The organism is Streptomyces sp. NPDC054841, assembly GCF_053611045.1.
In genome coordinates this window covers 1-25,132 of record NZ_JBSGZO010000033.1, presented here as the reverse complement: position 1 = coordinate 25,132, position 25,132 = coordinate 1, and the positions used below count along the sequence as shown (strand labels likewise).

The 25,132-nt window shown below is 69.0% G+C and carries 26 protein-coding genes; 12 read left to right on the top strand and 14 right to left on the bottom strand.

The window, feature by feature from the left end; genetic code table 11:
* Positions 1 to 60: 60 nt before the first annotated feature.
* From ACWGI8_RS07605 to ACWGI8_RS07595, 3 genes are all read right to left on the bottom strand, one after another.
* The gene (locus ACWGI8_RS07605) at positions 61 to 1,242 is read right to left on the bottom strand and encodes a family 2 encapsulin nanocompartment cargo protein terpene cyclase (RefSeq protein ID WP_453659206.1); all 1,182 of its coding nucleotides are present in this window, start codon (positions 1,240 to 1,242) and stop codon (positions 61 to 63) included.
* A gap of 299 nt (positions 1,243 to 1,541) precedes the next feature.
* Positions 1,542 to 2,969, bottom strand: coding sequence for a family 2B encapsulin nanocompartment shell protein (locus ACWGI8_RS07600; RefSeq protein WP_453659189.1), 1,428 nt, complete (start codon positions 2,967 to 2,969; stop codon positions 1,542 to 1,544).
* Positions 2,970 to 3,181: 212 nt separating this feature from the next.
* Positions 3,182 to 3,688, bottom strand: coding sequence for a MarR family winged helix-turn-helix transcriptional regulator (locus tag ACWGI8_RS07595; protein ID WP_453659188.1), 507 nt, complete (start codon positions 3,686 to 3,688; stop codon positions 3,182 to 3,184).
* A gap of 65 nt (positions 3,689 to 3,753) precedes the next feature.
* On the opposite strand from ACWGI8_RS07595, the gene ACWGI8_RS07590 reads away from it, so the two are divergent.
* Positions 3,754 to 4,212: a carboxymuconolactone decarboxylase family protein gene (locus ACWGI8_RS07590; protein ID WP_453659205.1), complete on the top strand. Its 459-nt coding sequence runs from the start codon at positions 3,754 to 3,756 to the stop codon at positions 4,210 to 4,212.
* A gap of 119 nt (positions 4,213 to 4,331) precedes the next feature.
* On the top strand, positions 4,332 to 4,913 hold the full coding sequence (locus ACWGI8_RS07585) for a hypothetical protein (RefSeq protein ID WP_453659187.1): 582 nt from the start codon (positions 4,332 to 4,334) through the stop codon (positions 4,911 to 4,913).
* Between the two features lie 28 nt (positions 4,914 to 4,941).
* Here the strand turns inward: ACWGI8_RS07585 and ACWGI8_RS07580 are convergent, their stop codons facing one another.
* The 3 genes from ACWGI8_RS07580 to ACWGI8_RS07570 form a co-directional block, all read right to left on the bottom strand.
* Positions 4,942 to 6,453, bottom strand: a complete 1,512-nt coding sequence (locus ACWGI8_RS07580; protein ID WP_453659186.1) for a DUF1254 domain-containing protein — start codon at positions 6,451 to 6,453, stop codon at positions 4,942 to 4,944.
* Between the two features lie 238 nt (positions 6,454 to 6,691).
* Entirely contained in the window at positions 6,692 to 7,132 is a 441-nt protein-coding gene (locus tag ACWGI8_RS07575) for a CBS domain-containing protein (RefSeq protein WP_453659185.1), read from the bottom strand.
* A 17-nt stretch (positions 7,133 to 7,149) separates the two neighbouring features.
* Positions 7,150 to 7,347 carry an antitoxin gene (locus ACWGI8_RS07570; RefSeq protein WP_453659184.1) on the bottom strand — a complete coding sequence of 66 codons (198 nt, stop codon included), beginning with the start codon at positions 7,345 to 7,347 and terminating at the stop codon, positions 7,150 to 7,152.
* Positions 7,348 to 7,512: 165 nt separating this feature from the next.
* On the opposite strand from ACWGI8_RS07570, the gene ACWGI8_RS07565 reads away from it, so the two are divergent.
* Together ACWGI8_RS07565 and ACWGI8_RS07560 are read left to right on the top strand one after the other, a co-directional pair.
* Positions 7,513 to 7,968: a carboxymuconolactone decarboxylase family protein gene (locus ACWGI8_RS07565; protein ID WP_453659183.1), complete on the top strand. Its 456-nt coding sequence runs from the start codon at positions 7,513 to 7,515 to the stop codon at positions 7,966 to 7,968.
* A 139-nt stretch (positions 7,969 to 8,107) separates the two neighbouring features.
* The gene (locus ACWGI8_RS07560; RefSeq protein WP_453659182.1) at positions 8,108 to 8,383 is read left to right on the top strand and encodes a DUF2087 domain-containing protein; all 276 of its coding nucleotides are present in this window, start codon (positions 8,108 to 8,110) and stop codon (positions 8,381 to 8,383) included.
* Between the two features lie 18 nt (positions 8,384 to 8,401).
* Here ACWGI8_RS07560 and ACWGI8_RS07555 read toward each other — a convergent pair whose 3' ends face one another.
* A complete protein-coding gene (locus ACWGI8_RS07555; protein WP_453659181.1) occupies positions 8,402 to 9,088 on the bottom strand; it encodes a GDSL-type esterase/lipase family protein in 687 nt (228 codons plus the stop codon).
* A 70-nt stretch (positions 9,089 to 9,158) separates the two neighbouring features.
* On the opposite strand from ACWGI8_RS07555, the gene ACWGI8_RS07550 reads away from it, so the two are divergent.
* Positions 9,159 to 10,151 carry a WD40 repeat domain-containing protein gene (locus ACWGI8_RS07550; RefSeq protein WP_453659180.1) on the top strand — a complete coding sequence of 331 codons (993 nt, stop codon included), beginning with the start codon at positions 9,159 to 9,161 and terminating at the stop codon, positions 10,149 to 10,151.
* 441 nt (positions 10,152 to 10,592) lie between these two features.
* Here ACWGI8_RS07550 and ACWGI8_RS07545 read toward each other — a convergent pair whose 3' ends face one another.
* From ACWGI8_RS07545 to ACWGI8_RS07535, 3 genes are all read right to left on the bottom strand, one after another.
* Positions 10,593 to 10,772: a hypothetical protein gene (locus ACWGI8_RS07545; RefSeq protein ID WP_453659179.1), complete on the bottom strand. Its 180-nt coding sequence runs from the start codon at positions 10,770 to 10,772 to the stop codon at positions 10,593 to 10,595.
* A 2-nt stretch (positions 10,773 to 10,774) separates the two neighbouring features.
* Positions 10,775 to 11,116 carry a DUF397 domain-containing protein gene (locus ACWGI8_RS07540; RefSeq protein ID WP_453659178.1) on the bottom strand — a complete coding sequence of 114 codons (342 nt, stop codon included), beginning with the start codon at positions 11,114 to 11,116 and terminating at the stop codon, positions 10,775 to 10,777.
* 571 nt (positions 11,117 to 11,687) lie between these two features.
* The gene (locus ACWGI8_RS07535; protein ID WP_453659177.1) at positions 11,688 to 11,825 is read right to left on the bottom strand and encodes a hypothetical protein; all 138 of its coding nucleotides are present in this window, start codon (positions 11,823 to 11,825) and stop codon (positions 11,688 to 11,690) included.
* A gap of 391 nt (positions 11,826 to 12,216) precedes the next feature.
* On the opposite strand from ACWGI8_RS07535, the gene ACWGI8_RS07530 reads away from it, so the two are divergent.
* On the top strand, positions 12,217 to 13,371 hold the full coding sequence (locus ACWGI8_RS07530) for a helix-turn-helix domain-containing protein (protein WP_453659176.1): 1,155 nt from the start codon (positions 12,217 to 12,219) through the stop codon (positions 13,369 to 13,371).
* Between the two features lie 368 nt (positions 13,372 to 13,739).
* Here the strand turns inward: ACWGI8_RS07530 and ACWGI8_RS07525 are convergent, their stop codons facing one another.
* Entirely contained in the window at positions 13,740 to 14,393 is a 654-nt protein-coding gene (locus ACWGI8_RS07525) for a DUF4360 domain-containing protein (RefSeq protein ID WP_453659175.1), read from the bottom strand.
* A gap of 363 nt (positions 14,394 to 14,756) precedes the next feature.
* Positions 14,757 to 15,875: a phosphoserine transaminase gene (serC, locus tag ACWGI8_RS07520; RefSeq protein WP_453659174.1), complete on the bottom strand. Its 1,119-nt coding sequence runs from the start codon at positions 15,873 to 15,875 to the stop codon at positions 14,757 to 14,759.
* A gap of 187 nt (positions 15,876 to 16,062) precedes the next feature.
* Here serC and ACWGI8_RS07515 point away from each other — a divergent pair, with 187 nt between their 5' ends.
* Both ACWGI8_RS07515 and ACWGI8_RS07510 read left to right on the top strand, forming a co-directional pair.
* Positions 16,063 to 18,885 (top strand): FAD-binding and (Fe-S)-binding domain-containing protein, encoded by a 2,823-nt coding sequence (locus ACWGI8_RS07515; RefSeq protein ID WP_453659204.1) that lies wholly within the window; start codon positions 16,063 to 16,065, stop codon positions 18,883 to 18,885.
* Between the two features lie 111 nt (positions 18,886 to 18,996).
* Positions 18,997 to 19,587, top strand: a complete 591-nt coding sequence (locus tag ACWGI8_RS07510) for a Uma2 family endonuclease (protein ID WP_453659173.1) — start codon at positions 18,997 to 18,999, stop codon at positions 19,585 to 19,587.
* Positions 19,588 to 19,691: 104 nt separating this feature from the next.
* On the opposite strand, the gene ACWGI8_RS07505 is transcribed toward ACWGI8_RS07510, so the two are convergent.
* The gene (locus ACWGI8_RS07505) at positions 19,692 to 20,501 is read right to left on the bottom strand and encodes an HAD family hydrolase (RefSeq protein WP_453659172.1); all 810 of its coding nucleotides are present in this window, start codon (positions 20,499 to 20,501) and stop codon (positions 19,692 to 19,694) included.
* Between the two features lie 187 nt (positions 20,502 to 20,688).
* Positions 20,689 to 21,108, bottom strand: coding sequence for an ATP-binding protein (locus ACWGI8_RS07500; RefSeq protein ID WP_453659171.1), 420 nt, complete (start codon positions 21,106 to 21,108; stop codon positions 20,689 to 20,691).
* Between the two features lie 164 nt (positions 21,109 to 21,272).
* Between ACWGI8_RS07500 and ACWGI8_RS07495 the strand changes: the two genes are divergently transcribed.
* The 4 genes from ACWGI8_RS07495 to ACWGI8_RS07480 all read left to right on the top strand — a co-directional run bounded on the left by ACWGI8_RS07495 (position 21,273) and on the right by ACWGI8_RS07480 (position 25,105).
* Positions 21,273 to 21,821, top strand: coding sequence for a GntR family transcriptional regulator (locus tag ACWGI8_RS07495; RefSeq protein WP_453659170.1), 549 nt, complete (start codon positions 21,273 to 21,275; stop codon positions 21,819 to 21,821).
* The gene (locus ACWGI8_RS07490) at positions 21,818 to 22,597 is read left to right on the top strand and encodes a GntR family transcriptional regulator (RefSeq protein WP_453659169.1); all 780 of its coding nucleotides are present in this window, start codon (positions 21,818 to 21,820) and stop codon (positions 22,595 to 22,597) included. The genes ACWGI8_RS07495 and ACWGI8_RS07490 overlap by 4 nt, the downstream gene beginning before the upstream one ends.
* A gap of 573 nt (positions 22,598 to 23,170) precedes the next feature.
* Positions 23,171 to 24,826, top strand: coding sequence for a hypothetical protein (locus ACWGI8_RS07485; protein ID WP_453659168.1), 1,656 nt, complete (start codon positions 23,171 to 23,173; stop codon positions 24,824 to 24,826).
* Positions 24,827 to 24,877: 51 nt separating this feature from the next.
* A complete protein-coding gene (locus ACWGI8_RS07480) occupies positions 24,878 to 25,105 on the top strand; it encodes a DUF6406 domain-containing protein (RefSeq protein ID WP_453659167.1) in 228 nt (75 codons plus the stop codon).
* Positions 25,106 to 25,132: the final 27 nt, after the last annotated feature.

Genomic DNA, 25,132 nt, shown 5'->3' with positions numbered 1-25,132 from the left:
AACTCCTTGCAAGGGTGGGGGGTTGGGGATGGGGGGTCCGGGCTTGGGAGAACGCCTGGCTCAGGCCGTGGCCGCGTCGTTGTAGCGAGGGCTGCCCGCGTGCCATTCGCGGTTGCCGCCCACCCAGGCCCACGTCCCGGCCAGGAACCGACGCAGCTGAGGGGAGCCCGCGGCGGCGAGGGCGGACGCCTCGGCCTCGTACGTGTGCATCAGCTCGTCGTGGATCTGCACGCTCTGCTCGACCGCTTCCTGCATCGAGCAGTTCTCCTCGGCGGCGATGAGCATGGGCAGGCTGAAGTCCGTGGGACCTTCCTTGCCCATCGAGTACAGATCGTTCATGAGCACGGTCGCGGTGCCGGCCAGATTGAACGCGCGGCGCACCCGGGGGTCGGCGAACTCGGCCTGCGGAACCTCGTATCCGGCGATGGCGTCGACCAGCACCATGCACGGGATGAAGCTGTTCTCGTGCCGGTGCATCAGGTACTCCCAGACCGGCGGCCGGTGGCCGGTCGTGTGCCACATCCCCTCCTGGCCGTACGCGACGAACATGATGGCCAGCTCGTGCCGGAGCCGGCGCACCTGTGTCGTCGTGGCGTACAGGGCGAGGTTGTCCAGCCCGGAGCGGAGGGCCATCGCGACCGGGTCCTTCCGGACGACCTCCTCCAGCTGGGGTGCGTAGCGCAGTGGGAGCTGTGCCTGGTCGATCACCGAGTGGCAGATCGCCAGCCGTCGGCCGATCAGGTCGTGACGCGGCTCCTCCACCTCGCCGTCGACGATGTGGTCGTCGACGGCCCACTCGGACAGCCCGCACTTCGCCGCCGCCAGCAGGCGGTCGGGGTCGTCCGATTCGGGGTGGGCGAGCATCATGAGGCGCCCGAAGCCGGCCGAACGGACCTTGTCGAGATGACCGGGATAGATCCCGACCTCCTCGGCCCATGCGACGAGCCGCTCGTTGACCGCCTCGCCGAGGGCGGGGTCGTCGCGTACGGCGGGTGGGCAGTACAGCGCCGGACGCGCCTGGTCCGGTCCGCGCCTCGGAGCCGGAGCAGATCCCGGAGCCGACGCAGGCTCCCCGTGCGCGATACGGGCGGCCGAGGTGCCGAGACCGGTGGGACCGCCGAGCACGGGGTACGGGGCAGGGGGCCGGGCGAGGCGGGGTTCGGTGACCCGCACGGGCCCGGACGGCGGGGGGATCAGGACCCTGGCCGCCGAGGTGCCGAGCCCGGTGGGCCCGCCGGGGATCCGCCGTACAGCGGGAGCCGATCCGGGACCCGGTACTGATCCGGGACCCGGTACTGATCCGGGACCCGGTACCGATCCCGGTCCTGGACCCGGTGCCGAAAGCGGCTCCGTCGCCGGCTTCGATGTCGGCTCCGATCCGGGACCCGGTTCCGTTGCCGGCAGGTCCGGTCGCCCCGGGCGTGCCGGGTCGGACAGCAGGGCACCCACCAGGCCCGCCACCTCGTGCGCGGCCGCGGAGGCGGTCATACGGGACAGCAGTGACACCGCTTCAGCCCTCCTTCACCAGTGGATCCAGGCACTCAGGCACGCGGGCGTACCTCGACGTTCTCGAGGATCCCGATCGCGTCCGGCACGAGAACGGCCGCGGAGTAGTAGGTGCTGACGAGGTACGAGATGATCGCCTTCTCGTCGATGCCCATGAAGCGCGCATTGAGGCCCGGCTCGACCTCGTCCGGGAGCCCTGTCTGATACAGCCCGATGACACCCTCGTTGTCCTCGCCGGTACGCATGGCGATGATCGACGAGCTCTGGTGCCGGGTGACCGGGATCTTGCCGCACGGGAGGATCGGCACGCCCCGCCAGGCGGGGATGTGGTGGCCGTCGACGTCGACGCTGGTGAGGTTGATGCCCCGCTTGTTGCACTCCTTGCCGAAGGCCGCGATGGCGCGCGGGTGCGCGAACAGGTACTGGGTGCCGCGGCGCATGCTCAGCAGATCGTCGAGGTCGTCCGGGGTGGGCGGTCCCGACTGGGTCTGGATGCGCTGGTCGAAGTCGGCGTTGTTGAGCAGGCCGAACTCGGGGTTGTTGACCAGCTCGTGCTCCTGGCGCTCACGCAGCTCCTGGATGGTGAGGCGCAGCTGCTGCTGGGTCTGGTTCATCGGCTTGTTGTAGAGATCGGCGACCCGGCTGTGCACCTTCAGCACGGTCTGCGCCACGCTCAACTCGTACTCACGGGGGGTGAGTTCGTAGTCGGCGAAGGCGCCGGGCAGGGTCTTCTCGCCGAAGTGGCCGGCACTGAGGTCGATCGCGGCCTCGCCAGCCCTGTTCACCTTCTTGTGGCCGTTCGAGCTCTGCGCCTGGATGTGGTCCCGCAGCCTCTCGTGCTGGCCCACCACCGTCCTGTACGCGGTGCGCGGCAGTGCGAGGATCGTGACGGCGGTCGTGGCGCGGGCGGTGAAGTCCCACTTGCCGTCGGTCCCCGTGAGCACATCGCAGCCGAAGGAGTCGCCGTCCCCGAGCCGTCCCAGGACGGCCTCGTCCCCGTACGGGCCTTGGCCGACCTTCTCCACCTTGCCGTGCGCGATCAGATAGACGTGGTCGGCCTTCTTGCCCGATCCCACGATGATCTGGCCCGGCTCGTATTCCTTCTGGACGAACTTGTCGGCCAGCGCGCCCAGCGCCGAGGTGTCGTCGAACCCCTGCAGCGGGGGCAGTTCGGCCAGCTCCGCGGGGATGACCTGGACCTTGGAGCCGTTCTTGACGAAGGACACCCGGCCGTCGCCGACCGTGTACGACAGCCGTCGGTTCACCCGGTAGGTGCCTCCGGGCACATGGACCCACGGCAGCTTGCGTAGCAGCCACCGGGAGCTGATGCCCTGCATCTGGGGCTCGGACTTGGTGGTCGTCGCAAGGTTGCGGGCCGCCGCCGTGCTGAGGCTGAGCTGCTCCTGGTGCTGCGACTGAGCGCTGCCCGGGGTGGGGGTGGGTCGTCGTGTCTCCGTTGACATCTGCTGTTTCTCCCATTCGTGTGGTGATCCGCGTGGTGTCGAGGGCCGGGAACGACCGATCGACCAGGCGATATCACTCTTCGTAAACAGGAGTAACGCATTGTGATCAAGGGGTGGGAAAGGTGCGTACGGCGCGCCGCAGTGTGCGGCACGGCTGCGCGCTCATGCCCCGCGCCGGAGTGCGCCCGCGCCTGGGGGCGCATTGTTCACTGTCAGGCGCCCCCGAACCAGCCGGCCGCGTCGAGGCGGAACGCGTCGGCCGCTACGACCGAGCGCAGGCCGTCCTCCAGTGCGCGAAGCTCCGGCTCGCCCAGGGTCCTTGACCAGTCTGCGCGCAGCTCGTCGAAGACCGCCGCCGAGCGGGCGAGGGCGTCCAGTCCGTGCGGCGTGAGTCGGACGATCTTGCGCCGCGCGTCGGCGGGGTCGTCCGCGCGCTCCGCGTAACCAAGGGCGACGAGCCGGTCCACGGTCTTCCCGGCCGCCTGCTTCGAGACGCCGAGCCGCCGCCCGATCTCGCTCGCCGTCGCGCCGCCGGCCCCGATCGCCTGCATGGCGAAGCCGTGTGCGGGCCGTACGTCCGGGTGGCCCTGGCGGGCCAGTTCGGCGTGGAGGCGGTCGATGAGCGTGCGGAAGCCTGCGAAGAGGAGCAGAGGCAGCTCGTATCCCTTGCCCGAATCGACAACCTGGTTTACCTTATTTTCGTCAACCACGTTGTCCATCTTAGGAGGCGTACGTGTTCACCGACCACACCCTGGAAACCGCTCCGCCCGCGTCCCGCAAGGCCATGGAGGCGGTCGTGCGGAACCTCGGCCGTCTCCCGGACGCCGTCTCCCGCCTCGCCGAGTCGCCGCAGCTGCTCAACGGCTTCCTCCAGCTCAGTGCAGTCTTCGAAAGCAGCACCCTGGAGCCCGTGGCGCGCGAGGTCGTCATCATGACCGTCGCCGTCCGAAACGACTGCCATGTGTGCGTCGAGATGCACACGGCCAAGCTGCGCGCCCTGCGCGCGGACGAGGCGCTGATCGAGGCTCTGCGCGACCAGCGCCCCCTTCCGGACGAACCTCTTGAAGCGGTGCGGCAGTTCACTCTCGATGTCCTCGCCACTGCGGGTGGCGTCGATGACGAGGAACTGAAGCGCTTCCTCTCGTACGGCTACACCGAGCGCAACGCCCTGGAGGTCGTCCTCGGCATCGGCACGTACACGATGTCGACGTTCGCGAACCGCCTCGTGCGCGCCGCGCCCTGAGCACGGGACCGGCCGGGCCGGGCAGATGCCTCACCCGACCGGCGGCAATTGCCATGACACGGTGGCACTTCAGGGAGCCGTGACCGTGCGGTCCGGCGCGACCGCTGGATCCTGGGCTCGTGACAGGCCGAACCACCACGGGTGATGACGGAGACGGGGACGAGGACCGGGGCCAGGACAGGAACGGGGCTGGGGCCGGGGCCGGGGACACGGAGCAGCCGGCGGCCGGCGCGGCGCGTACCGATTTCGCGGGCGCGGTCTACGGCTCGCTCCTCGCCGCCTCGGTGGTGGCCGGAGCCGGGGCGTACGGCCCGTTCCCGCGGTTCCAGCTCGGCGTGCTCATTCTCGTGACCGGCCTGGTGTACTGGGCCACTCACGTCTACGTCCGCCTTGTCGGCGACAGGCTCCTCGACCAGCCCCTGAACCGGCGGGAGTTCCGCCGTGTCTGCGCCCGGGAGTGGCCGATCCTCCAGGCCGCCGTCCCCCCGGCCGCCGCCGTGGCGCTCGGCGGGGTTCTGGGACTGGACCTGGAGGGGACGGCGTGGCTGGCACTCGCCGTCGCGGTCGGTGAACAGGTCGGCTGGGCCACTGCCGCGGTCGTCCGTGCGGGCGCCTCTTGGCGCCTGGTGGTGGCCTCCGGCGCGATCAACCTGCTGCTCGGGCTGATCATCGTGGTCGTCAAGGCCGCCATCCAGCACTGACGGACGCGCTCAGTACTGACGGACGCGCTCAGTCGAGGCGGGTGAGCGGAGGGCATTCCCAGACCGCGTCGACCACCTCGCGGTGCGGCCGGTACATGCGCAGAATCACGAACCAGGCGCCACTTTCGGGGGTTGGCAGCCAATTGGGCTCGCGGTTCCCACTCGGTGAGGTGGACTGCAGGTGGACGGTGAGACCGCCGTCGGCGTCCGCGATGAGCCCGGAGGTGCGGCCCCCGATCGAGTAGCGGTTCGCCGGGTTGGGGATCAGGTTCATGTCCTCCCCGTAGACGGTCAGGGACCAGAAGGCATCGACGGGCGGCAGGGCCCCCGGGGCGAAGCGCAGTTCGTACTGGCCGGACGACAGTTTGTTCCCGTCCGCGTCGTCGTAGTTGAGCAGGTAGACCGCCTCGTCGGGATCGTTGGCGGCGATACCTGCCAGCGACTGGTCGGCGGCGCGCTTGAGGAAGTCGTCGCCGAAGCGGCCCATCTGCGGTGGCGGATAACGCCATCCGTTCACCAGGTGTGCCCACTCACCGCTGAGCATCTGCTGCTTGAGCATCGGTACGCCGACAGCCGCGGCCCGGATGAGATTCCTCTTGACCGCCTCGGGCTGGGCTTCGACATCGAGACCGGGCCCGATGCCCACGTCGGCGAACTGCTTGAGCAGGATCGCGTGATGGGCTGGTGGCGGGTTCTCGGCCAGCATGGCGTTGAGCGTCTTCCACGGGCCGAGCGGGTCCTCCGCGGCTTCCACCGGCTTCAGCACGTCGCGGCTCGCCGGGAGCTGCGCCCGGTCCACGCCCTCGCCGCGCCTGCCGAACAGGCTGAGCGGAGTGAGGTGGTACTGGGCCTGGAGCGCATGCACGGCCGGCGCGTCGTCATGGCCGTCGACGAGCGTCCTGCCCAGGATCAGGATCCATGGACTCGGCGCGGCGGCCATGCGGCGCACACCGTCGGGGAGCTTTCCGCTCCAGTCCGGGCCGACGATCGCAAAATGACCGGCCTTGGACCCCGTCGTGCGCTGACCGACGTAGTCGAAGTTGTCGGAGGTGATGCCCATCAGCTCGAAGGTGAAGTAGCGGTCACCCATGTCCGGGTGCGACAGGACGATCGGCTCGCTGCGCAGGTCCACCCACGCGACCGAGTACAGGGTGTCGTTGTTCGGGCAGCCACCGTCCCGGTACGAGGCGTCCAACAGCTGCTGCGCGTGCCAGAAATGGTTGACCGGGGCGTACGGCATCGTTATCGGGTCGCGCGGCTGGGTCACCCACTCGTGGCGAAGCCGGGCGTTGTACATGTACGGGAATCCGTAGACGAATGCCTGCTCACCCAGCGTGTAGGCGTACTCCCCACGCCAGTCGCGCACCCGCCCGGTCAGGATGGGCGTGACAGCCTGCCGGACCAGCGGCAGCGCCTGAGGCAAGTGACGCACCCGGTCCACCATGGCCTGCGGGTGGCGTACGGCATGTGCCGCGGCGCGGCCCGCGGCGGTCGCGGCCCGGCCGATGGTGGCCGTGACACCTGCGGCATCGTCCTGCATCCGCCGAAGCTGACGGTGACGCGTGGCTTCGGACATCATCAAGTCCCTTCCGCTGGGAAACGCCTCGTGGGAAAGCGGACTTTGCGCGCCCGCACCGGATTTCGGGGTGGTCCCGGAGCGGCGCCCGGATGGTCGCGAGCGCCGCCCCTGACCTGTCAGGGGATGGTTACGCGGTTGGCTACGCGTTCGGTTACGCGGTTGGTCACGCGCTCGGTAATGCGGTTGGTCACGCGCTCGGTTACGCGTTCGCGTACACCCGCGTTGCGAATTCCGCGATCTGCGAGTCCGTCAGGTTCTTCGCGAGATTGGCCTCCGTGATCATGCCGACGAGCTGGTGGCCCTGCTTGACGTCGATCACCGGCAGGCGCTTGACCTGGTGCAGTTCCATCGTCGACAGAGCCTCGTCGGCGCCGGCGCTCGCGTCGATCCAGTGGAGCTCCCCGGCGAGGGAGCCGGCCTGGACCGTCGCGGGGTCGATGCCTTCGGCACAGCACTGGACGACGATGTCACGGTCGGTGATCAGGCCGGTGAGCCTGTTGTTGTCGCCGCAGATGGGCAGACAGCCGACGTTCAGGTCGCGCATCATCTTCGCCGCGTCCTGCAGCGACTGGTGCGCGCCGACGCACTTTACGCCGCTCGTCATGATGTCGCGGGCGGTGAGCTGGGTGTTCCGGGTCATGATTCCCTTCCGTTCCGTCAGGGCTGCGGCGGCCGGTCCTGGCCGCCTTGGTCACCACCGAACTGCTCCTTGAGCTTGTCCTGGGCGGTGTCGACCTGGCTGCTGTGCTTGCCCTGGGTTTTCTCGTCGACCGTGTCTCCGGCTTTGTCGACGCCTTTGGAGGCCTGGTCCTCGTGGCCCTTCAGCAGGTGCTTGAGCTTGTCCATCACGGACATGGGCTGGCCCTCCTTGCGTGTACCCCCGCCCCTCCAGGGTCACCTCACCTCGCACGGTTCGCATCTGCTCGGGGAGGCGACGAAATTCGTGCCGCCACCCGGTCACATTCCTTCCGCGCGATCCGTCAGAGCAGTGACTGACGAGAAGCCCGGAGGACAGAAACCATGCAGGCTCGGATGAACAACCCCGCCACCGTGATCCCCACGGCCATGCCGGCCATCCTCGATCTGCTGAAGGCCACGAGGAAGGGCGGCGTGCCGGAGACGACCCTGGAGCTGGTCCACCTGCGGGCCAGCCAGATCAACGGCTGCAGCTACTGCGTCGTGGGCGGTGTGAACAGTGCGCGGAAGGCGGGTCTGACCGAGGAGCAGCTGGCCTCGGTGGCGGCGTGGCGCGAGGCGCCGTACTTCTCGGACGCCGAGCGCGCCGCGCTCGCGCTCACCGAGGCGGCGACCCGGCTCAGCGACCGGTCCGACCCGGTGCCGGACGCGGTGTGGGACGACGCCGCCGACCACTACGACGAGCAGCAGCTCGCGGCCATCATCCTGATGATCGGTACGACGAACCTCTTCAACCGCCTGAACGCCACGACGCGGCAGGTCGCCGGCGCGACCTGGTGATCTGGTGACCCAGTGATCCGGTGACCTCCCGGCCTCCCGGCTTCCCGGTCTCCCGACCTCTTGACCGCCTACCGCCGACCGCCGGCAGCCCCGGAAATTCCGTTGCCGCGCGGTCGGCCGGTGCAGGAGGCTTCCGGCCATGTCGGACAACAGAACCGGCGGGTCACGCGGAGTGTCCGCCCTCTTCTCCCACGGGCGGCTGACGGCGATCCCACGCAAGCCGGCCCGTCGCGAGCAGCTGCTCGTACATCTCGCGCAGACGCTGTTCAGGCCGGACCGGGAGTACACCGAGCCCGAGGTCAACGAGGCGCTGCTCACGGTGCACGAGGACTCCGCCGCGCTGCGCCGCTACCTCGTCGTGGCGGGCCTGCTGGCCCGGACCAGGGACGGCAGCAGCTACCGGCGAGTGGCGTGACCGGTCACGCGACCGGGATCATGCGGACGGTTCGTACGGTGCGCCCAAGTCCCAGGCCTGGTACATCGCGTCGGCGAAGGCCGCGGCCAGTTTGTGCTCGCCGGACGGGCCCGGGTGCGTGCCGTCGTACGTGTCGGAGTGGACGTCGTACGCCTGGGGCGGGGACGCCAGCAGCAGCGGCGAGGCGGGGGAGTCGAGGTCCGCGACGGCCTTCGCGAGGAGTTCGTTGAAGCGGTCGCACTCGACCGCGAAGGGGGCGTCCGACATCGCCCGCACATTGGGTATGACGGGCAGGAGAACGGCCCGGACGTGCGGGTTCGCGGCGCGGGCCGCGGTGATGAACTCGCGGGCGTTCAGGGCGGTCTGGGTGCTGTTCGTGTAGAAGCCGAGGTCTATCAGGCCCAGCGAGACGAGCAGCACGTCCGCCTTCGTGGCGGCCACCGTCTCCCGGATCAGCGGGGCCATGTGCAGCCAGCCCTCGCCCCAGCCGGCCAGATGCCTGCGGGCGCGGGCGGGGAAGCCCGGGTCGGCGTAGGCATCGGAGACGGGCGCGTCGGCGACCGTGTCGTACAGCTCGGTCCGCGGACCGACGATCCTGTACGGGCCGCCGAAGGAGCGGTTGAGGTGCTGCCACATCCGGTAGCGCCAGGTGTAGTCGCCGGCGCGTCCGATGGTCATGGAGTCACCGACGAACATGAAACGCATGGGGGTAATGATGGCCGACCCCCGCCGGGTGCGACCTCGGCAGGTGACGTGACGATGGACACTTGGGGGCATGCGTTCGTTGCGTACGACTTGGGCGGCCCTCGCCGCCGCCGTGGTGGTCCTGGGTTCCGCCGTGCCCGCTGCCGCCGACGACGACGGTGACGGTGACGGTTTCACGATCAAGGACCCGCGGATCACGGAATCCAGTGGTCTCGCGGCGAGCCGTGCCCACCCCGGCATCTACTGGACGCACAACGACCAGGACGTGCCACGCGTCTTCGCCGTCGACTCGAGGACCGGCGAGACCGTCGCCACGGTCACCCTGCAGGGCGTCGGGAAGCCCCGCGACATGGAGGCGATCTCCGTCGGGCCGGACGGCAACGTCTACGTCGGCGACATCGGCGACAACGCGAACGGCAGCTGGGACCACGTGTGGATCTACCGCTTCCCGGAGCCGCGCCGGCTGAAGGACATCACCGTCCACGCCACCCAGTACACCGTCCAGTACGCGGACGGGGCGCGGAACGCCGAGGCGATGATGGTCCACCCGAAGACCGGGCGGATCTACATCGCCAGCAAGAACGAGGACGGGGGCGGGCTCTACGAAGGGCCGCCCCGGCTGGTGACCGGTGGGACGAACGTCTTCCGGCGGATCGGTGAGGTGCCGTGGGTGACGGACGGGGCGTTCTCGCCGGACGGCAAGGAGCTGGTGCTGCGCTCCTACTTCAGCGCGCGGGGCTATGAGTGGCGCGACGGGCGCCTCGGGCCCGACCACCACGTCAGCGCGCCGCTGCAGGGACAGTCCGAGTCGGTGACGTACACGACGGACGGCAAGGCGCTGATGTTCGGCACGGAGGGCGAGCAGAGCGAGGTCGTGCGGCGCGAGCTGGAGAAGGACGACGCGAAGGGATCGGGGAGCACGTCCTCGTCCGGCGGTGCGGGCGCCTCCTCGGGCGACGACGACGGCGGCGCGGGCGGAAACGGCCTCGCCGCCCCCGCGGGCGCGCTCGTCGCCGCGGCGGTGGTGGTACTGGCGGTCCGGTCCCGGCGGCGCCGCGGCTAGGCCGTGTTTGAGAACTCCCGCCTGGCTCGCGACGCCTGGCACGCACTCCCCCAGAGCTTCGCCTGGGGTACCCCCAGCTGCGTTGTCGGAGTCATCCAAGTACGCCCAGTACGAGGATGATCCTCCGCCTTGCGATTGCACGCAGCAGGCATCTTGCAAATAGGTCACAGCGCTGACCTGCGGAAAGGAGCCGTTTCGAGGGTTCCGCGCGGTCCCTGGGCGCTGACATCGAGACCGGACCGTTACCGTTCCAGGGTCGGGCGTGTGTCAGTGCTCCCACGGCCGGACAGGAGCACGAGTGGCAGCGTTGCGCCACCACCACAGGCCACGGCAGGCAGGCTCCGAGAGCGCGAAGAATGCCCGCCTTTCTGCGTTTGGAGGACATGCGGAAGCCCCCCGGGGAGATCGAGCCAGGGGGGCTTCCAGTGTGGCACTCCGCTCCTATCCGGAAGTGAGCCGGCCCTTGCGGGTGGCTCCGCCGCAGGTCTCACACGAGACGACGACCGCGCCCCCATATACGACGAGCGCCACGGTGTTGCGGCCCTTGCACTCCCGGCACGGGGAGCCGTTGAACTGCTTCTGCACGTGCGCGAAAGCCGCGGTGACCTCTTGCGCGTTCATGGTCAGTCAGACATGAGGTCCGCGGGCTGCTTCATCTCCACGTCGGTGGCCATGAGGTCTTCGAACTCACCGCCCTTGATGCCCTGCGCGAACTTCGTGAACTCGACGCGGGTGAAGTACAGGACGGGGCTGGCGGGGTCCTTGTCGTCGGACAGCGCCACCATGCGCGTGCCGTCCGGGACGCGCGGGTGCGGGTGGTCCTTCGCGTCAGGCGCTGCGGCGACGATGACGCAGTCCTTCACGATCGGGTCCAGGTCCGTGCGGCTGGCCTTGCGCCAGTCCATGCCCGGGGCGTTGTGATTCTCGTACGCCTCCGTGGCGCGGCCGTTGGTGATGGTTCCCACGGTTATGCCTCTCTGGTTGGCTGTGCCTGTTGGAGCCCGCCCCACACTCGACCTGTCCAGGGTTAGGGGTGTGGGGCGGGTGTCTTGCAGACCCGCACCAGCCGGGGGGTACCCGACCGGCACGGGGGCATTCGGTGCGGCCCTTGCCCGGAATCGGCCGCCATCGGGTTTCTTGATGGTCTTGCTGGGGCGCCTATACGGGCGCTGCGTGTTGGCGCGAATCCTGATAGGTGCGCCATAGGTGTTGACCGGCCGCACAGCCGCTATCGGCCTTGTCGGCAGTGGTGCAGCCTGCGCAGCCCTGGGCGTGCTCCAGCCACGCCCCGTACGCCTGTAGCGTGGTGCTCTCTGCTGACAGGAGCGCGGTCGCGATGCGTCCAGTGCGGATCACCGGCTCGCCCCCTGCGCCTGTCGCGCCGTACGGCACGGCGGGCACTGGCAGGGCGGGAATCTGAATCCCGCATCGGACGGCTTGTCCGGGGGGCACAGGTGCGTCACCTTGTCCTGAACTTCAGTCCGGGCGCCTGTCTCGCCATTGACCCGATACACAGCGATCGTGATAGCCACGTGATCACGCGCCCTTTCCGGTCACCACATGGCGCCAGTCCTCGCCCAGGTGACACAGCAGGTAGGGCCGGACCAGGGCCATGGGACGCCCCCAGGGCGCGGGCGGGAACCACTGTGCGCGAGGCTCCGGCAGGGTCGGCACGTATGGGGCGCGCCTCTCGCGCTGCCTGCGCGCTGCGACCAGTCGGGAGCCGCATACGGCGGGGGAGAGATGCCGCGTGACCTGCGGCAATGCAGGCGAAGCGCACGGAAAGGAGGGCCTGCGATGCCTGCCCAACTTTCGCCGGCCAAGTAATACCGCGGTCACCCAATCGAGTGCGCGGCGGATAAGGTCTGTCACGTCGTCGCTCCTTGGAAGCGTCGGCCACGCCCCCGGATCGTTTGCCGCGATCGCGGGGGTCCTTGTCGTCATGAGTCAACGCCCCATCCGCGCCACCGACTTGCACACTTCTTGCACAGATGCCGGGGCGGGTCGCACGCACCTTTGGGACGATGGGACGTGAGGACGTCACCGAGCGGGGAAGACGCAAGGTATGAGCGCTACGCAGGTACCCGGACCAGGCGCCAACGTCTCTGCGCGCCGAAAGGAACTCGGGCTAAGTCAGGTGGCCCTAGCACGTAGGGCGGGTGTGTCGGTGTCCCTTCTGAGCAAGATTGAGGTAGGGGACCGGGCACTCACTCAGGGCGTTGGTGCCGCCCTTGCCCGCGCAATGAATCTGACCCTAGATGAGCTATTGGGCAGCGCTCCGGAAGCGAACCTGAACGAGCTGAATTTCGCCATTCGCAGGTTTGACATTCCGGGAGAGCCCCCGGTGCACCCTGAGCGGCTTCAAACGGAAGTGGACGAACTGAATCAGCTTCGATGGAATACGGAGCTGACTAAGGTTCTCCAGAAACTTCCTGGGGTGCTGACGAGGGTTACCAGCCATGCTCACCTGACAGGGGAACCGCGGGCATGGGGTTTGGTCGCAGACGTGTATGGGGTCATCTATTGGCTAGCTGCTCGGCATAGGTGGATGCATCTTGCCGAATTGGCGACGCTCAAACAGCGCATGGCGGCCGAAAGGGCGGACCCAATTGCGGCTATCGTCGCCGCGCGGGATGACGCAGGCACATTCCTCAACTCGGGCGATTTCTCCGGCGGCTTGGCAATCATTGACCGCGCGATCGTCCGGGCAGAGTCTTCGCTAACTGGACGTGACCGGGCGTTCGGATTGGGAGTTCTGCACCTGCGAGGCTTGACCCTAGCCGGACGGCTGAGAGACAAGCAGGCAACCGGACAGCACATTGACGCCGCCTGGCGGATGGCTGAGGAAATTCCGGATGAAATGGCTAAGCATGGAATGCAGTTCGGGCCCGAACAGACGGCAACACATGTGATCTCCACTGCGTCCGACATGGACCAGCACCAAAAGGCATTGGAGACGGCAGAAGATCTGATTCGGGCAGGCATGACGCTTCCAGCTAATCGGGTCGCTCCGGTCTACATGAACCTTGGCCGCTCTCAGCTAGCGCTAGGCGACCAGGACGGCACCCTTGAAAGCCTTGAAAAGGCTTGGGCTGCCTCGCCGGAAATGACAGCCGTGCATCCGACCAGCCTGGAACTCACGCGAGTGATGGTGTCCAAGCACAAGCGGAGTAACGAGCGACTCGCCAGGTTGGCGCAGAGGGCCGGTATCGCCCTGTAGAGGCAGCGTGAGGGGGCAGCAATGGTGAGCCTGCGGAAGCGCCCGGAAGCCCTGTACCGGGCAGGCGCCCATATCCGGCAAGAGGACATCGCAGTAAAGCGCCTGCCGTAGAACGCAGAAAAGGGCCCCTCCCAACCCGTGAAGGTTGAGAGGGGCCCTTTGTGTGCTGTCGCCTATGACCAGTCGGCGCGCAGCTTGAGGAGTTGCAGCGTCCGCCGCAGGTGGGGGTTGTCCCCCGGGAGGATGCAGTCTGCCGCTTGCCGTCCGGCGGTTCCAGCGGCTGAGTCGGTGAGCCGCTGAGGCTTCCGGAGGGGGTGGGCCCGCGAGGGGGGCGGGCCCACCCGGTCCGCGTTGCGCCGGTCCCGTGTTTACGCCGGGCATTCCTTCCAGGCCAGGCGGTAGACGGTGTTGATCTCACCGTCGGTCGAGTCCATGGCGATGAAGCTGGTCTTCGACGCGTCGGACGTACCCGCCTTGACCCGCAGTTCGGTGTTGATGTTGAAGTTCCGCTTCACCCCGCAGGGCGCCCAGACCAGCTGGCCCCACTCGGTCGAGTCGGTGGCCTGCCAGTTGTTGTCGAACGGCCCGGTGAAGGGGTGGTTCCTGGCGGCCGTGTCGGGCGACCCCTGGAAGTAGTACGACGCCTTCTGGATGGCGCTGGCGCCGCGCTCCAGGCTGGCGTAGCCGCGGTAGTCCACGCTGGCGACGGCGTACGTGAAGCCCTGCGGGACATGGACGATCAGGTTGAGCTGGCAGTTCTTGCGGAAATCGGTGGGTGCCGAGCCCCCGCCGGTCTGGGCGAGGTAGTCGCTGTAGGTGACCGTGAAGGCGGTGTTGTCCGGGGACACGGCGACGGCGGCCGTCCCTGCCGGACAGCCCGATCCGTTCACCGTGGCGATCTCGATGACGATCTTGTCGGGCGGGGCGGTGATGGCCGCGTTCGCGCTGCCGGCGTTGCCGGCGACGAGCGTGGAGGCGAGGACCGCTGTGAGGGCGGCACTCGCGCGTAAGGCTCTGGGCATGCAGGAGCTCCGATCGATGGTGGTGGTCGGTGGCCTTGCGTGCAGGCGAACCGTGGGGGGTCCAGCCGATCCCATGTCCCGCCCCGACGAGTTCGATCAGTGCGATCGGCTCGGTGGATAGTTGAGGCGTGGACACGTCAAACGCATCGGATCGCTTGGATCGTAGGGACCAACTCCCCCGTCGGATAGGGCGGTTATCAGCCGTACGTACACGGCAGCTGCACGTCACCTCCACGCAACCGGCACGGTGTGCGCACGGCGCACCGGCCGGGCATGACGAAGGCCCGGCGGCCGAATGCCGCCGGGCCCTCCACGTACTGCTGGTGACTCACATGCCGATGGTGACTCACATGCCGATCGTGACTACAGCTTCTCGATGACGTAGTCGACGCAGGCCGTCAGCGCCTGCACGTCCGCCGGGTCGATCGCCGGGAACATCGCGATCCGCAGCTGGTTGCGGCCCAGCTTGCGGTACGGCTCGGTGTCCACGATCCCGTTCGCGCGCAGCACCTTCGCGACCGCCGCCGCGTCGATGTCGTCCGAGAAGTCGATCGTGCCGATGACCTGCGAGCGCTTGGCCGGGTCAGCGACGAACGGCGTCGCGTACTTCGACTCCTCGGCCCAGCCGTACAGGTTCCGCGCGGAGGTGGCGGTGCGGCGCACCGACCAGTCCAGGCCACCCTGCCCGTTCAGCCACTTCAGCTGCTCGTTGAGGAGGAAGAGGGTCGACAGCGCCGGGGTGTTGTACGTCTGGTTCTTGCGCGAGTTGTCGATCGCCGTCGGGAGGCTGAAGAACTCCGGTACGTGGCGGCCGGACGCGTGGATCCGGGCGGCACGCTCCAGTGCGGCGGGCGAGAACACGCCGATCCACAGGCCGCCGTCCGAGGCGAAGGACTTCTGCGGCGCGAAGTAGTACACGTCCGTCTCGGCGATGTCCACGGGCAGGCCGCCCGCGCCGGACGTCGCGTCGACGAGTACGAGCGCGCCCTCGTCGGCGCCCTCGACGCGCTTGATGGGCGCCGCGACACCGGTCGAGGTCTCGTTGTGGGTGAAGGCGTAGACGTCGACACCGGCCTCGGCCTGCGGCTCCGGGTGGGTACCCGGGTCGGCGGAGATCACGCTCGGCTCGGCCAGCCACGGGGCCAGCTTCGCCGCCTTCGCGAACTTCGACGAGAACTCGCCGAAGGACAGGTGCTGCGACTTGTTGTCGATGAGCCCGTGCGTCGCGATGTCCCAGAACGCGGTGGAGCCACCGTTGCCCAGGATCACCTCGTAGCCCTCGGGCAGCGAGAACAGGTCGCGTACGCCCTCGCGCACCTCGCCGACCAGGTTCTTGACCGGGGCCTGGCGGTGGGACGTACCGAGCAGGGACGTACCGGTGGCGGCCAGGGCGTCCAGCGCCTCCGTACGCACCTTGGAGGGTCCGGCGCCGAAACGGCCGTCGCCGGGCTTGATGTCAGCGGGAATCTGGATATCGGCCACGAGCCGGAGCCTAGTCGGTTCCGCCAGGTCACCGGGGGCATTGTCCGGCGAATGAGACAAGCGATCACTGGTTGGGACGAGTCCTCGGTGTCGCCCGATCGGGCGGGTGCGTACGCGCCGTCCGGGGCACGCTGAGCGCATGGCTGACCGTATGGCTGACCGCATGGCCGAGCACATGGCCGAGCACATGGCTGACCGTAAGGAGCTCGAACGGGCCCTCCGGGCGGGCGTCCGCGGCGATGTGGACTTCGGCGCCGGCGCCCGCGCGCTGATGACGATGGACGCGTCCAACTACCGCCGGGTCCCGGACGGGGTCGTCGCCCCGCGCGACGCGGCGGACGTGGCGGCGGCGCTCGCCGTCTGCCGGAGCCATGGGGTGCCGGTGGTGCCGAGGGGCGCCGGGACGTCGATCGCCGGTCAGGCCACCGGGATCGGCGTGGTGCTGGACTTCACCCGCCGTATGCGGTCCGTGGTCTCCGTTGACCCGGAGGCACGCACGGCCGTCGTCCAGCCGGGCGCGGTGCTGGACCGACTGCGTGAGGCGGCGGGAGCGTACGGACTGACGTTCGGGCCGGATCCGTCGACGCACAGCCGCTGCACCCTCGGCGGGATGATCGGCAACAACGCGTGCGGGTCGCACTCGGTGGCGTGGGGGACGACCGCGGACAACGTGGGCGAACTGTCGGTGGTGACGTACGGGGGCGACGAGATCCGCCTCGGCCAGGGGTGGGGGCCGGCCGCCGTCCCGGCCGGACTGCGGGAGCTGGTCTCCGGCAACCTGGCGCTGCTGCGCACCGGCTTCCCGGGTGGACTGCCGCGCCGTATCTCCGGTTACGCGCTCGACGCGCTGCTGCCCGAGAACGGCACCGACCTCGCGCGTGCCTTCTGCGGCAGCGAGGGCACGCTCGGCGTGCTCACCGAGGCGACCGTACGGCTCGTGGACTCACCGCCCGCCCGCGCCCTCGCCCTGCTCGGGTACGCCGACGAGAGCGCCGCCGCCGAGGCCGCCGCCGGTCTGCTGCCGTACCGGCCGCTGACCGTGGAGGGGATGGCGCGGGACCTGGTGCCGGACACGGGCGGGCTGCCGCGCGGCGGCGCATGGCTGTTCGTCGAGACGGGCGGGGCGACGGGCGGCGAGGCGCGGGCGCGCGCGGAGGAGATCGTGCGGGGCGCGGATGCGCTGGACGGGGCCGTCGTCACCGACCCGGCCGCGCAGCGCGCGCTGTGGCGGATCCGGGAGGACGCCGCCGGCACCGCGACCCGGATGCCGGACGGCAGCGAGGCCTGGCCGGGCTGGGAGGACTGCGCGGTGCCTCCTGCGCGCCTCGGCGCGTACCTGCGGGACTTCCGGGCGCTGCTGGCGCAGCACGGGCTGCGCGGGACGCCGTACGGGCACTTCGGGGACGGCTGCATTCATGTCCGTATCGACTTCGATCTGCTGAGCGAGGAGGGAGTGCGGCGTTTCCGTTCCTTCTCGGAGGACGTGGCCGGGCTGGTCGTGGCGCACGGCGGCTCGCTGTCGGGCGAGCACGGGGACGGTCAGGCGCGGGCGGAGCTGCTGCCGAAGATGTACGGGGACGAACTGGTCGGCCTCTTCGGCCGGTTCAAGGACGTCTGGGACCCGGCGGGCGGACTGAACCCGGGCGTTCTGGCGCGGCCGGCGCGCCTGGACGAGAACCTCCGCTTCGACGTGCTGCCGCGTACGCGGGTCGACGTGGAGTTCGGCTACCCGCACGACGGCGGGGACTTCGCCGGGGCGGTGCGGCGGTGTGTCGGAGTAGCCAAGTGCCGTGTGGGCGGGCCGAGTTCCGGTCCGGGTGTGATGTGCCCTTCGTACCGCGCGACCGGCGAGGAACAGCACTCCACGCGCGGGCGCGCCAGGCTGCTGCACGAGATGCTCGCGGGGGAGGTGGTGACGGACGGCTGGCGCTCCGAGGAGGTACGGGACGCGCTCGACCTGTGTCTGTCGTGCAAGGGGTGCCGCAGCGACTGCCCGGTGGGCGTCGACATGGCCACGTACAAGGCGGAGTTCCTGCACCACCACTACGCGGGACGGGTGCGGCCCGCGTCGCACTATGCGATGGGGCGGCTGCCGCAGTGGCTGCGTCTGGCCGCGCCCTTCGCCGGGGTGGTGAACGAGGCGGCGAACCTCCGCCCGCCGGCTTCGCTCGCGAAACGCCTGGCGGGCATCGCCCCGGAGCGCGACATCCCGGCGCTCGCGCCGGTGACGTTCCGGCGCTGGGTACGCGGACACCTGGGCGACCGCACGCGGATCTCGGCGAAGAGCCGTACGGCCGTGCTCTGGCCGGACACCTTCACCGACTACCTCTCACCCGAGGCCGGGAAGGCCGCCGTGACGGTGATGGAGGCGGCCGGTATGGGCATCGTGCTGCCACGGCGCCGGGTCTGCTGCGGCCTGACCTACGTCTCCACCGGTCAGCTCGACCGCGCACGTGCGGTCATGCGCAGGACTCTGGACACGGTCGAGCCGCTGCTGGACATGGACGTACCCGTGGTCGTCCTCGAACCGAGCTGCGCGGCGGCGCTGAAGACGGACCTCCCGGAGCTCCTCGGCGACGACCCGCGCGCGGCGCGCCTGTCGGCGTCGGTACGCACCTTCGCCCAGGGGCTGGAGCAGTGCGCCCCGGACTGGAGCCCGCCCCGTATCGACCGTCCTGTCGTCGGCCAGACCCACTGCCACCAGCATGCGGTCCTGGGCGACGCGGCGGAGCGCCGGCTGCGCGAACGCGCGGGCCTCACCGGCGTCCTGAGCGGCGGCTGCTGCGGCCTGGCGGGCAACTTCGGCTTCGAGCGCGGCCACTACGAGGTGTCCGTGGCCTGCGCCGAGGACCAGCTGCTGCCGGCTGTGCGGGCGGCCGGTGACGATGCCGTGCTCCTGGCGGACGGCTTCTCGTGCCGGACGCAGTTGGAGCAGCTGGCGGGGCGGCGGGGGCGGCATCTGGCGGAGGTTCTGGCGGAGGGGCTCGCGGAGGGGCTGGGGGAGGCGTAGGCGGCGGGCGAGGGACGCGGGCGCTCGTCACGGGCGTGTCGTCACCGCCGTACGTATCGTTGTACTGCGCGGCTGCATGCGACCACGCGGCAGCCGGGGAGGAGCGCCACGGTGACCGTCGTAGAGACCGACAGGATCGAGATGGCCGACAGCAGCGACGAGCGCACTCTGGACATGATGTTCGAGTGGCTTGAGAAGATGCCCGTCCCCGAGGGAATGAAGGTCGAGATCGTCGGGGGAAACATCTTCATGTCGCCGCAACGGCAGGTGCACTGGGAGATCATCTTCGGTATCGCCGAACAGCTCAGGCCCACGTACCCCCTAAAGCGTGTGGCATCGGATGTACGCATCGACTTTCCCGGACACCTCAACGGGTTCGCCTGTGATGTTGCAGCCTTTGCCGAACGCTCGGTCAAGGATGCCAAGGGCCGCTGGCGCTATCAGGACATCGAGTTCGTCGCCGAGGTGATCTCCAAGGACACCGCCGCCAACGACTACGGCCCGAAGAAGGCCGTGTACGCCGAGGCTGGAGTCCCCGTCTATCTGATCGCCGACCCGTATACCGGCAAGTGCCATATCTTCATGCGTCCCAAGAACGGTGACTACGACCGCGAGCTGACCATCGCTTTCGGCGAGGAGATCGACCTCACCAACACCCCTGTCGGACTCACCCTCACCACCGATGAGTTCCCCCGCGACTGAGCCGCCCATGCGATCTCGGCGTGTGCATGACCCCCATGAGCGCGCCGTGCCCCGCATGACACCATCGCCTGTCGAACGCTGAACCCGCTGACCGGTTGCGCGGCTCAGGCCCTGCCGAAGAGCTGTTCAAGGACCACGGCCACGCCGTCCTCCGCGTTGGACGCCGTGTGTCGTCGTACGGCGTACAGCACGTCCGGGTGTGCGTTACCCATGGCGTAGCCCGCACCTGCCCAGTGCAGGATGGTCAGGTCGTTGGGCATGTCGCCGAAGGCGATCACGTCGTCGGCGGCGATGCCCCACTCGGCGCACAGCGCCGAGAGCGTGGCGGCCTTGGTGACACCGGGCGCACTGATCTCCAGCAGACCGCGACCGCCGGAATGGGTGAACTGCGCCGCGCCGCCTGCGGAAGCCTCCGCCATGGCGACCAGCATGTCCGCGTCGAACCGGTGGGAGTGGGCGAGCAGTTTCACGATCGGCAGGTCCAGCAGCCACAGCTCCGCCAGGGACGCAACGGGCGACTCGGCAGCAATGTCCTCGAAGAGCCGCAGACCGTACGCCGGCTCGTACAGGACCTGATGGCCCGTCTCCACGGCGAAGCCCAGTCCCGGGACGGCATCCGACAGCGCTGCCGCCACCCTGTGAGCGGTGGACAGCGACAGGGTCCGGGACCGGATGACGGCGCGTGTGGCGACGTCGTACACCTGTGCGCCATTGCTGCACACCGCCGTCCCGGCAAGCCCGGTCGCGGCGGCGAGCGCGTCGACGTACCTGGGCGGTCGCGCCGTGACGAAGACGAGCTCCGTGCCCGCGTCGATGGCGGTCCGCAGCGCACTGAGCGTGCGTACCGACACGGTGCCGTCCCTGCGCAGGAGTGTGCCGTCCAGGTCGGTGGCGATCAGCCGGGGTCGCTGCATCGCCTCATGCTACGGACCCGTTCCGGGAGGCGAGTTCACACGGTCTGTACCGTCCGCGGCATCACCGATGCACGGGCGGGAGTACGGGAGCGCGTCCCGGGCGCTGGAGCGGCCGCTGACGGCCGGGGAGTCGGCCGATTCGGCCAGCCCGCGCCCGCGCCGCGGCACGCCGCGATCTTCGCTCGGATCAGCTGTCGCGGCTGGGTTCTTTTTCGCTCCGCGGTACTGCGACTTCGAAGTCCAGCCAGACGCTTTTCCCGACGACGTGGTCTGTGACGCCGAAGTCGTCGGCCAGTTCCGCGACCAGGCGGAGCCCGCGCCCGCTTCCCGCGTCGATCTCGGGCGCCTGCACTACGGGCCGTCCGTCCCCGCTGTCGCGTACGTCGATACGCAGTACGGGCCCGTCGACCGCGAGCGCGACACAGAATTCGCGCCCGCGAGGCACCCCGTGCAGTAAGGCATTCGTGGCGAGTTCCGAGACGCAGAGCCGGACGTCGTCGTGCCGGTCGGTGATCTCCCGCTGAGTGAGGACGTCGATGACGAAGGAGCGGGCCGCGCCGACTGAACGCGCAGACCTGGGGAATCGACGTTGCCGTGACAGGGACACAGCGAACCACCGCCTTGAGTGAGCAGGGCTGTACGATCGCCGCCGACCGTACTGCTATTCGCGAAAGGCAGCAAGGTTGGGCCAAGGGCGGGGACTTAGAGTGAGTCGCCTACGGTACGAAGCAGCGCACAGGCGGAAGTTCGTCGGCCGTTTTGGAGGACGCCATGAGCAGCAGTGACTGGATCAGCACTTCGCTGCCTTACCTGACGCCGCGGACGCAGACGCAGGCGGGGACGGATGCCTGGGGTGAGGAGGCCGCCGCTCAGGGGCGCAGGGGGACTCAACGCATCGTCCACGCAGGTGAGGTGCCCGCGCCGCGTGAGGTGGCGGGACTCTTCGGAGTGGCCGAGGGCGAGCTCGTGGTTGTACGGAGCCGGGTGATCGAACTCGACGGCGAGCCCTGTGAGTTGACGGACACGTACTACCCGCCAGGGATCGCCCACGGCACCCGGCTCGCCGGGACCGCCAAGATCCGCGGCGGGGCGGTCACGCTGCTCGCCGAGCTCGGGTACGTCGGTGTGCGCGTACGCGAGGATGTCACGGCCCGGGTGCCGAGCCCGGAGGAGCGCGAGGCTCTGCGCATGGGACCGAACGAGCCCGTGCTGAGGCTTACCCGGCTCACCCTGGACGGCGGGGACCGTCCGATCCAGGCTGATCTGATGACCATGCCCGCCCACCGCCAGCGCCTGCGCTACGAGATCAGGATCGGATGACCGTGCCCCGCACCGAAACCGACGCGTCCGACCGTCGCCCGCTCCATGAGCGGATCGCCGCCGACCTGCGGGACGAGATCATGAGCGGCGACCTGGCGACGGGCGCCAGCCTTCCGTCGACGGCGCAGCTCAAGACACGCTTCGACGCCTCCAACGCGACCGTCCAGAAGGCGCTCCAGCTTCTCAAGGACGAGCGGCTGGTCGTCGGGCGTGCCGGTGCGGCCGTCACCGTGCGCGAGCACCGGCAACGGACCCTGCGCCCGGCTGCATACATGGCTCCGGCCCGCACAGGGGAGCCGTACCGATGGCTCGCCGAGGCCGAGCGGAGCGGCGCACGGGCGCGGAGCACGCTGCTGGAAGTGGCGGAGGTCGTTCCGCCGGCGGACGTGACGGCGGCCCTCGGCCTCGACGAGGGAGCCTCAGCCGTGCTGCGCCGCCAGCTCCTCACGATCGACGACGAACCCGCGGAACTGGTCGCCTCCTACTACCGGGTGGACATCGCGCACGACACTCCCCTCACGGAACGCCGCAAGATCCAGGGCGGAACCCCCGTACTCCTGGCCGAGCTCGGATTCCCGCCGCGCCTCAGCGTGGACCACGTCTCGGCGCGGGTACCTACGCAGGAACAGTGCGCCGCCCTCCTGCTCCCCGGAAACCTGCCCGTGCTCCGTACGCTGCGCGTCGTGTACAGCGACCATGAACGTCCCGTCGAGGCGACGGTGATGGTCAAGGCGGGCCATCTCTACGAGCTGCGGTACGAGTTCGCACCCGATTGACACGTCGGGTCTGGTCGGGGGAGCTCTGAGGCCGACTCGGCCGCGGTCACGGCTCCACCGACCACGACCTCGTACCGTCCTGGAAACCGTGACGCGCGCTCCGACCGGCGGTGGACGAGGAGCCGCCCCTCCCGATCGCGGCACGCGGTGACGGCGATCCGCGTGTCTCGTGTGGTCCGTTGGCCCTGGTCAAAGGTCTGAACACAGTAGCCAGATCAAGGAAGTCGTCTAGAGGCTGCGCCACACGTCCGCCTCTGGGACCGCACTTCCGGGCGGGCCTGCCCACGCCCCGGTATCGAATCAACCCGCGGACGACGGAGGGACCTTGGTCTTTACGCACGTTACGATCATGGAATCGACTGATCGGCCGACGACGTGCCGGAGACGAAGGACGCAACAAGGACGACGGCGGCGACGGCCTGGCAGAGGTCGAGCGCACCACCGGCTGTGCCGACCCGTCGGGGCACTGGGGCAGGCGGTTCGCGCGGGCACTGACCTGCTTCGAACGGACCACCCGCAAGGACGCCCGGGACGCATAGGACCGACGACGACCGTGGGGGGACGGACGCCGCTATGAGCGAGCTGTACGCAGGCGAGGGCACGGACGCGCCGGAGCCGGAAGTCCCCGAGGCTCCGGTGCTCACGGACGGCGACGACTTCGGCGAGCCGGCGGAGCTCGAAGAGTACGAGCCGTTCGAGGAGGACCTCGAGCCGTCAGAAAGCGACGACTTCGAGGAGCCGGACGAGCCGGAACCGTTCGAGAACTCCTCGCTGGCGTGGGAAGGCGACGACTTCGAGGAGCCGGACGAGCCCGAGGAGCCGGACGAGGCGTCCAAGAACGCGTCGGAGCTGTCGCGCGCGGAGGGTGACGGCGAGGACTCCGACGGTCGGGAGCAGACGGACGCGGAGGTTCCTGAGGAACCGGAGGCGCTGGGCGAGCCCGAAGCCCCCGATGACGTCCCGGAACCGGAGGGTGAGCCGGAGACAGACGAGGGCACGGCGGACGTCGACGCCCTTGAGACGCCAGAGGCGGACCCCGAGCCCGAGCCGGAAGGTCCGGAACCGGATCCTGAGCCCGAAGGCCCGGAACCGGAGGCCGAGCCCGAAGTTGCCCTGGAGGCTCCCGAGACGACCGAGGTCGCCGCGACGGAGCCCGAGGTGAGCACCGTGACGGACACCGAAGCGACACCCGAAGCGCACGCCGAACCCGCGGGCATGCCGTACGTGGAATCCAGCGCGGACGGTACCGAGCAGCCCGGCGAACCCGGGACCGAGGCCGCTTCCGAGACCCAAGAGGCCCCGGAGACCTCCACGAAAATCGAGCGTCCCGACATCGAGCACATGTACAAGAAGGGCGCGGATGCCGTCGAATACGGAGAACCCATCAAGGAGCTCGGCGTTTCCCTGTTCGACGGCGAGCCCGGACGGGAACAGGTGGCACAAGGCCGTCTCAGCGACTGCGGAATTATCGCCACGATAGGAGCATCCGCGTCGGCGCGCCCGGACATTATCAAGGAAAACCTAAAGGAGAATCCGGACGGTACGTATTCCGCCACCATTCACCAGGCGCAATACGACGGTAAGGGTTATGTGCCGGGTGATCGCGTGGAAATGACAGTCACCCCGGATCTTCCGGTGCACCAGGGCTCCCAAAACGCCTCGTACGCGCGGGTCGAGCAGGTGGCCTGGCCGGCCGTGCTGGAGAAGACCGCGGCCGGCATCGATGAGACGTGGTCGGAGGGACGCGGCAACCAGTGGGAGCGCGACTGGTCGATCAACAAGAACCAGATGCTCGCCGCGAACGAGCAGTTGAAGCCGGAGGACCTGGAGGGCCCCACCCCGTCGGGGTATGGACGGCTCAACCAGGGATCGAGGCCCTACGACCAGGCGGAGCTCCTCACCCAACTCACGGGTGAGGCCAGCGAAATCGTCGCGTTCCCCCAGGGCGAGGGAGCGGAACAGAAGCTGGAGCAGGATATCCGGGAGAAGCTCGCCGAAGGAAAGCCCGTACTCGTCGCGACACGGGGCGCGGACGCCGCGAGCGGCGAACACGAGCTTCCGAAGAACTTGGTCGATGGTCACGTGTACGAGGTCCTGTCCTTCGACGAAGGAAACGTGACCCTCCACAATCCATGGAACGAGAGGCACCCGGAGCCCCTGACCACCGCGGAATTCATGGAATACTACCAACCCCAGGGCTATCCGGGGGAGTACATCACACTCCGCTAGGGGGATGAAATGCCTGACTTCAACCGCGAGTTCACTATTCATAAGGGTCAAATGGCCCACCTGCCCTTCGGCTCCTTCGGTGGCGTGGCGGCCATTCCGGCGAAGGAGGGTCAGCCTGCCCAGGCGAAGCTGTACATCGCGTTGCCGGGCCGTGAGGGCGAGGACCGGACCCTGCCGCTGGGTGCCACGTTCGATCTGGACAACGGCACCTGGACCGTTGCCGAGATCAACAACGCAGGGACCCCCAGCTGGTACGTACGGCTCCGCCGGGTCGACTGACGACGCGGCGGCACCAAGGGCTCGGGC

Excerpts from the sequence above, each read along its gene's own strand:
- ACWGI8_RS07575 (WP_453659185.1), bottom strand. The coding sequence starts at position 7,132 with ATGACCCGGAACACCCAGCTCACCGCCCGCGACATCATGACGAGCGGC.
- ACWGI8_RS07560 (WP_453659182.1), top strand. The coding sequence starts at position 8,108 with ATGTCGGACAACAGAACCGGCGGGTCACGCGGAGTGTCCGCCCTCTTC.
- ACWGI8_RS07570 (WP_453659184.1), bottom strand. The coding sequence starts at position 7,347 with ATGTCCGTGATGGACAAGCTCAAGCACCTGCTGAAGGGCCACGAGGAC.
- ACWGI8_RS07480 (WP_453659167.1), top strand. The coding sequence starts at position 24,878 with ATGGCCCACCTGCCCTTCGGCTCCTTCGGTGGCGTGGCGGCCATTCCG.
- ACWGI8_RS07590 (WP_453659205.1), top strand. The coding sequence starts at position 3,754 with ATGGAGGCGGTCGTGCGGAACCTCGGCCGTCTCCCGGACGCCGTCTCC.
- ACWGI8_RS07495 (WP_453659170.1), top strand. The coding sequence starts at position 21,273 with ATGAGCAGCAGTGACTGGATCAGCACTTCGCTGCCTTACCTGACGCCG.
- ACWGI8_RS07505 (WP_453659172.1), bottom strand. The coding sequence starts at position 20,501 with ATGCAGCGACCCCGGCTGATCGCCACCGACCTGGACGGCACACTCCTG.
- ACWGI8_RS07550 (WP_453659180.1), top strand. The coding sequence starts at position 9,159 with ATGCGTTCGTTGCGTACGACTTGGGCGGCCCTCGCCGCCGCCGTGGTG.
- ACWGI8_RS07595 (WP_453659188.1), bottom strand. The coding sequence starts at position 3,688 with ATGGACAACGTGGTTGACGAAAATAAGGTAAACCAGGTTGTCGATTCG.
- ACWGI8_RS07580 (WP_453659186.1), bottom strand. The coding sequence starts at position 6,453 with ATGCAGGACGATGCCGCAGGTGTCACGGCCACCATCGGCCGGGCCGCG.
- ACWGI8_RS07530 (WP_453659176.1), top strand. The coding sequence starts at position 12,217 with ATGAGCGCTACGCAGGTACCCGGACCAGGCGCCAACGTCTCTGCGCGC.
- ACWGI8_RS07600 (WP_453659189.1), bottom strand. The coding sequence starts at position 2,969 with ATGTCAACGGAGACACGACGACCCACCCCCACCCCGGGCAGCGCTCAG.
- ACWGI8_RS07525 (WP_453659175.1), bottom strand. The coding sequence starts at position 14,393 with ATGCCCAGAGCCTTACGCGCGAGTGCCGCCCTCACAGCGGTCCTCGCC.
- ACWGI8_RS07485 (WP_453659168.1), top strand. The coding sequence starts at position 23,171 with ATGAGCGAGCTGTACGCAGGCGAGGGCACGGACGCGCCGGAGCCGGAA.
- ACWGI8_RS07490 (WP_453659169.1), top strand. The coding sequence starts at position 21,818 with ATGACCGTGCCCCGCACCGAAACCGACGCGTCCGACCGTCGCCCGCTC.
- ACWGI8_RS07545 (WP_453659179.1), bottom strand. The coding sequence starts at position 10,772 with ATGAACGCGCAAGAGGTCACCGCGGCTTTCGCGCACGTGCAGAAGCAG.
- ACWGI8_RS07515 (WP_453659204.1), top strand. The coding sequence starts at position 16,063 with ATGGCTGACCGTAAGGAGCTCGAACGGGCCCTCCGGGCGGGCGTCCGC.
- ACWGI8_RS07565 (WP_453659183.1), top strand. The coding sequence starts at position 7,513 with ATGCAGGCTCGGATGAACAACCCCGCCACCGTGATCCCCACGGCCATG.
- ACWGI8_RS07555 (WP_453659181.1), bottom strand. The coding sequence starts at position 9,088 with ATGCGTTTCATGTTCGTCGGTGACTCCATGACCATCGGACGCGCCGGC.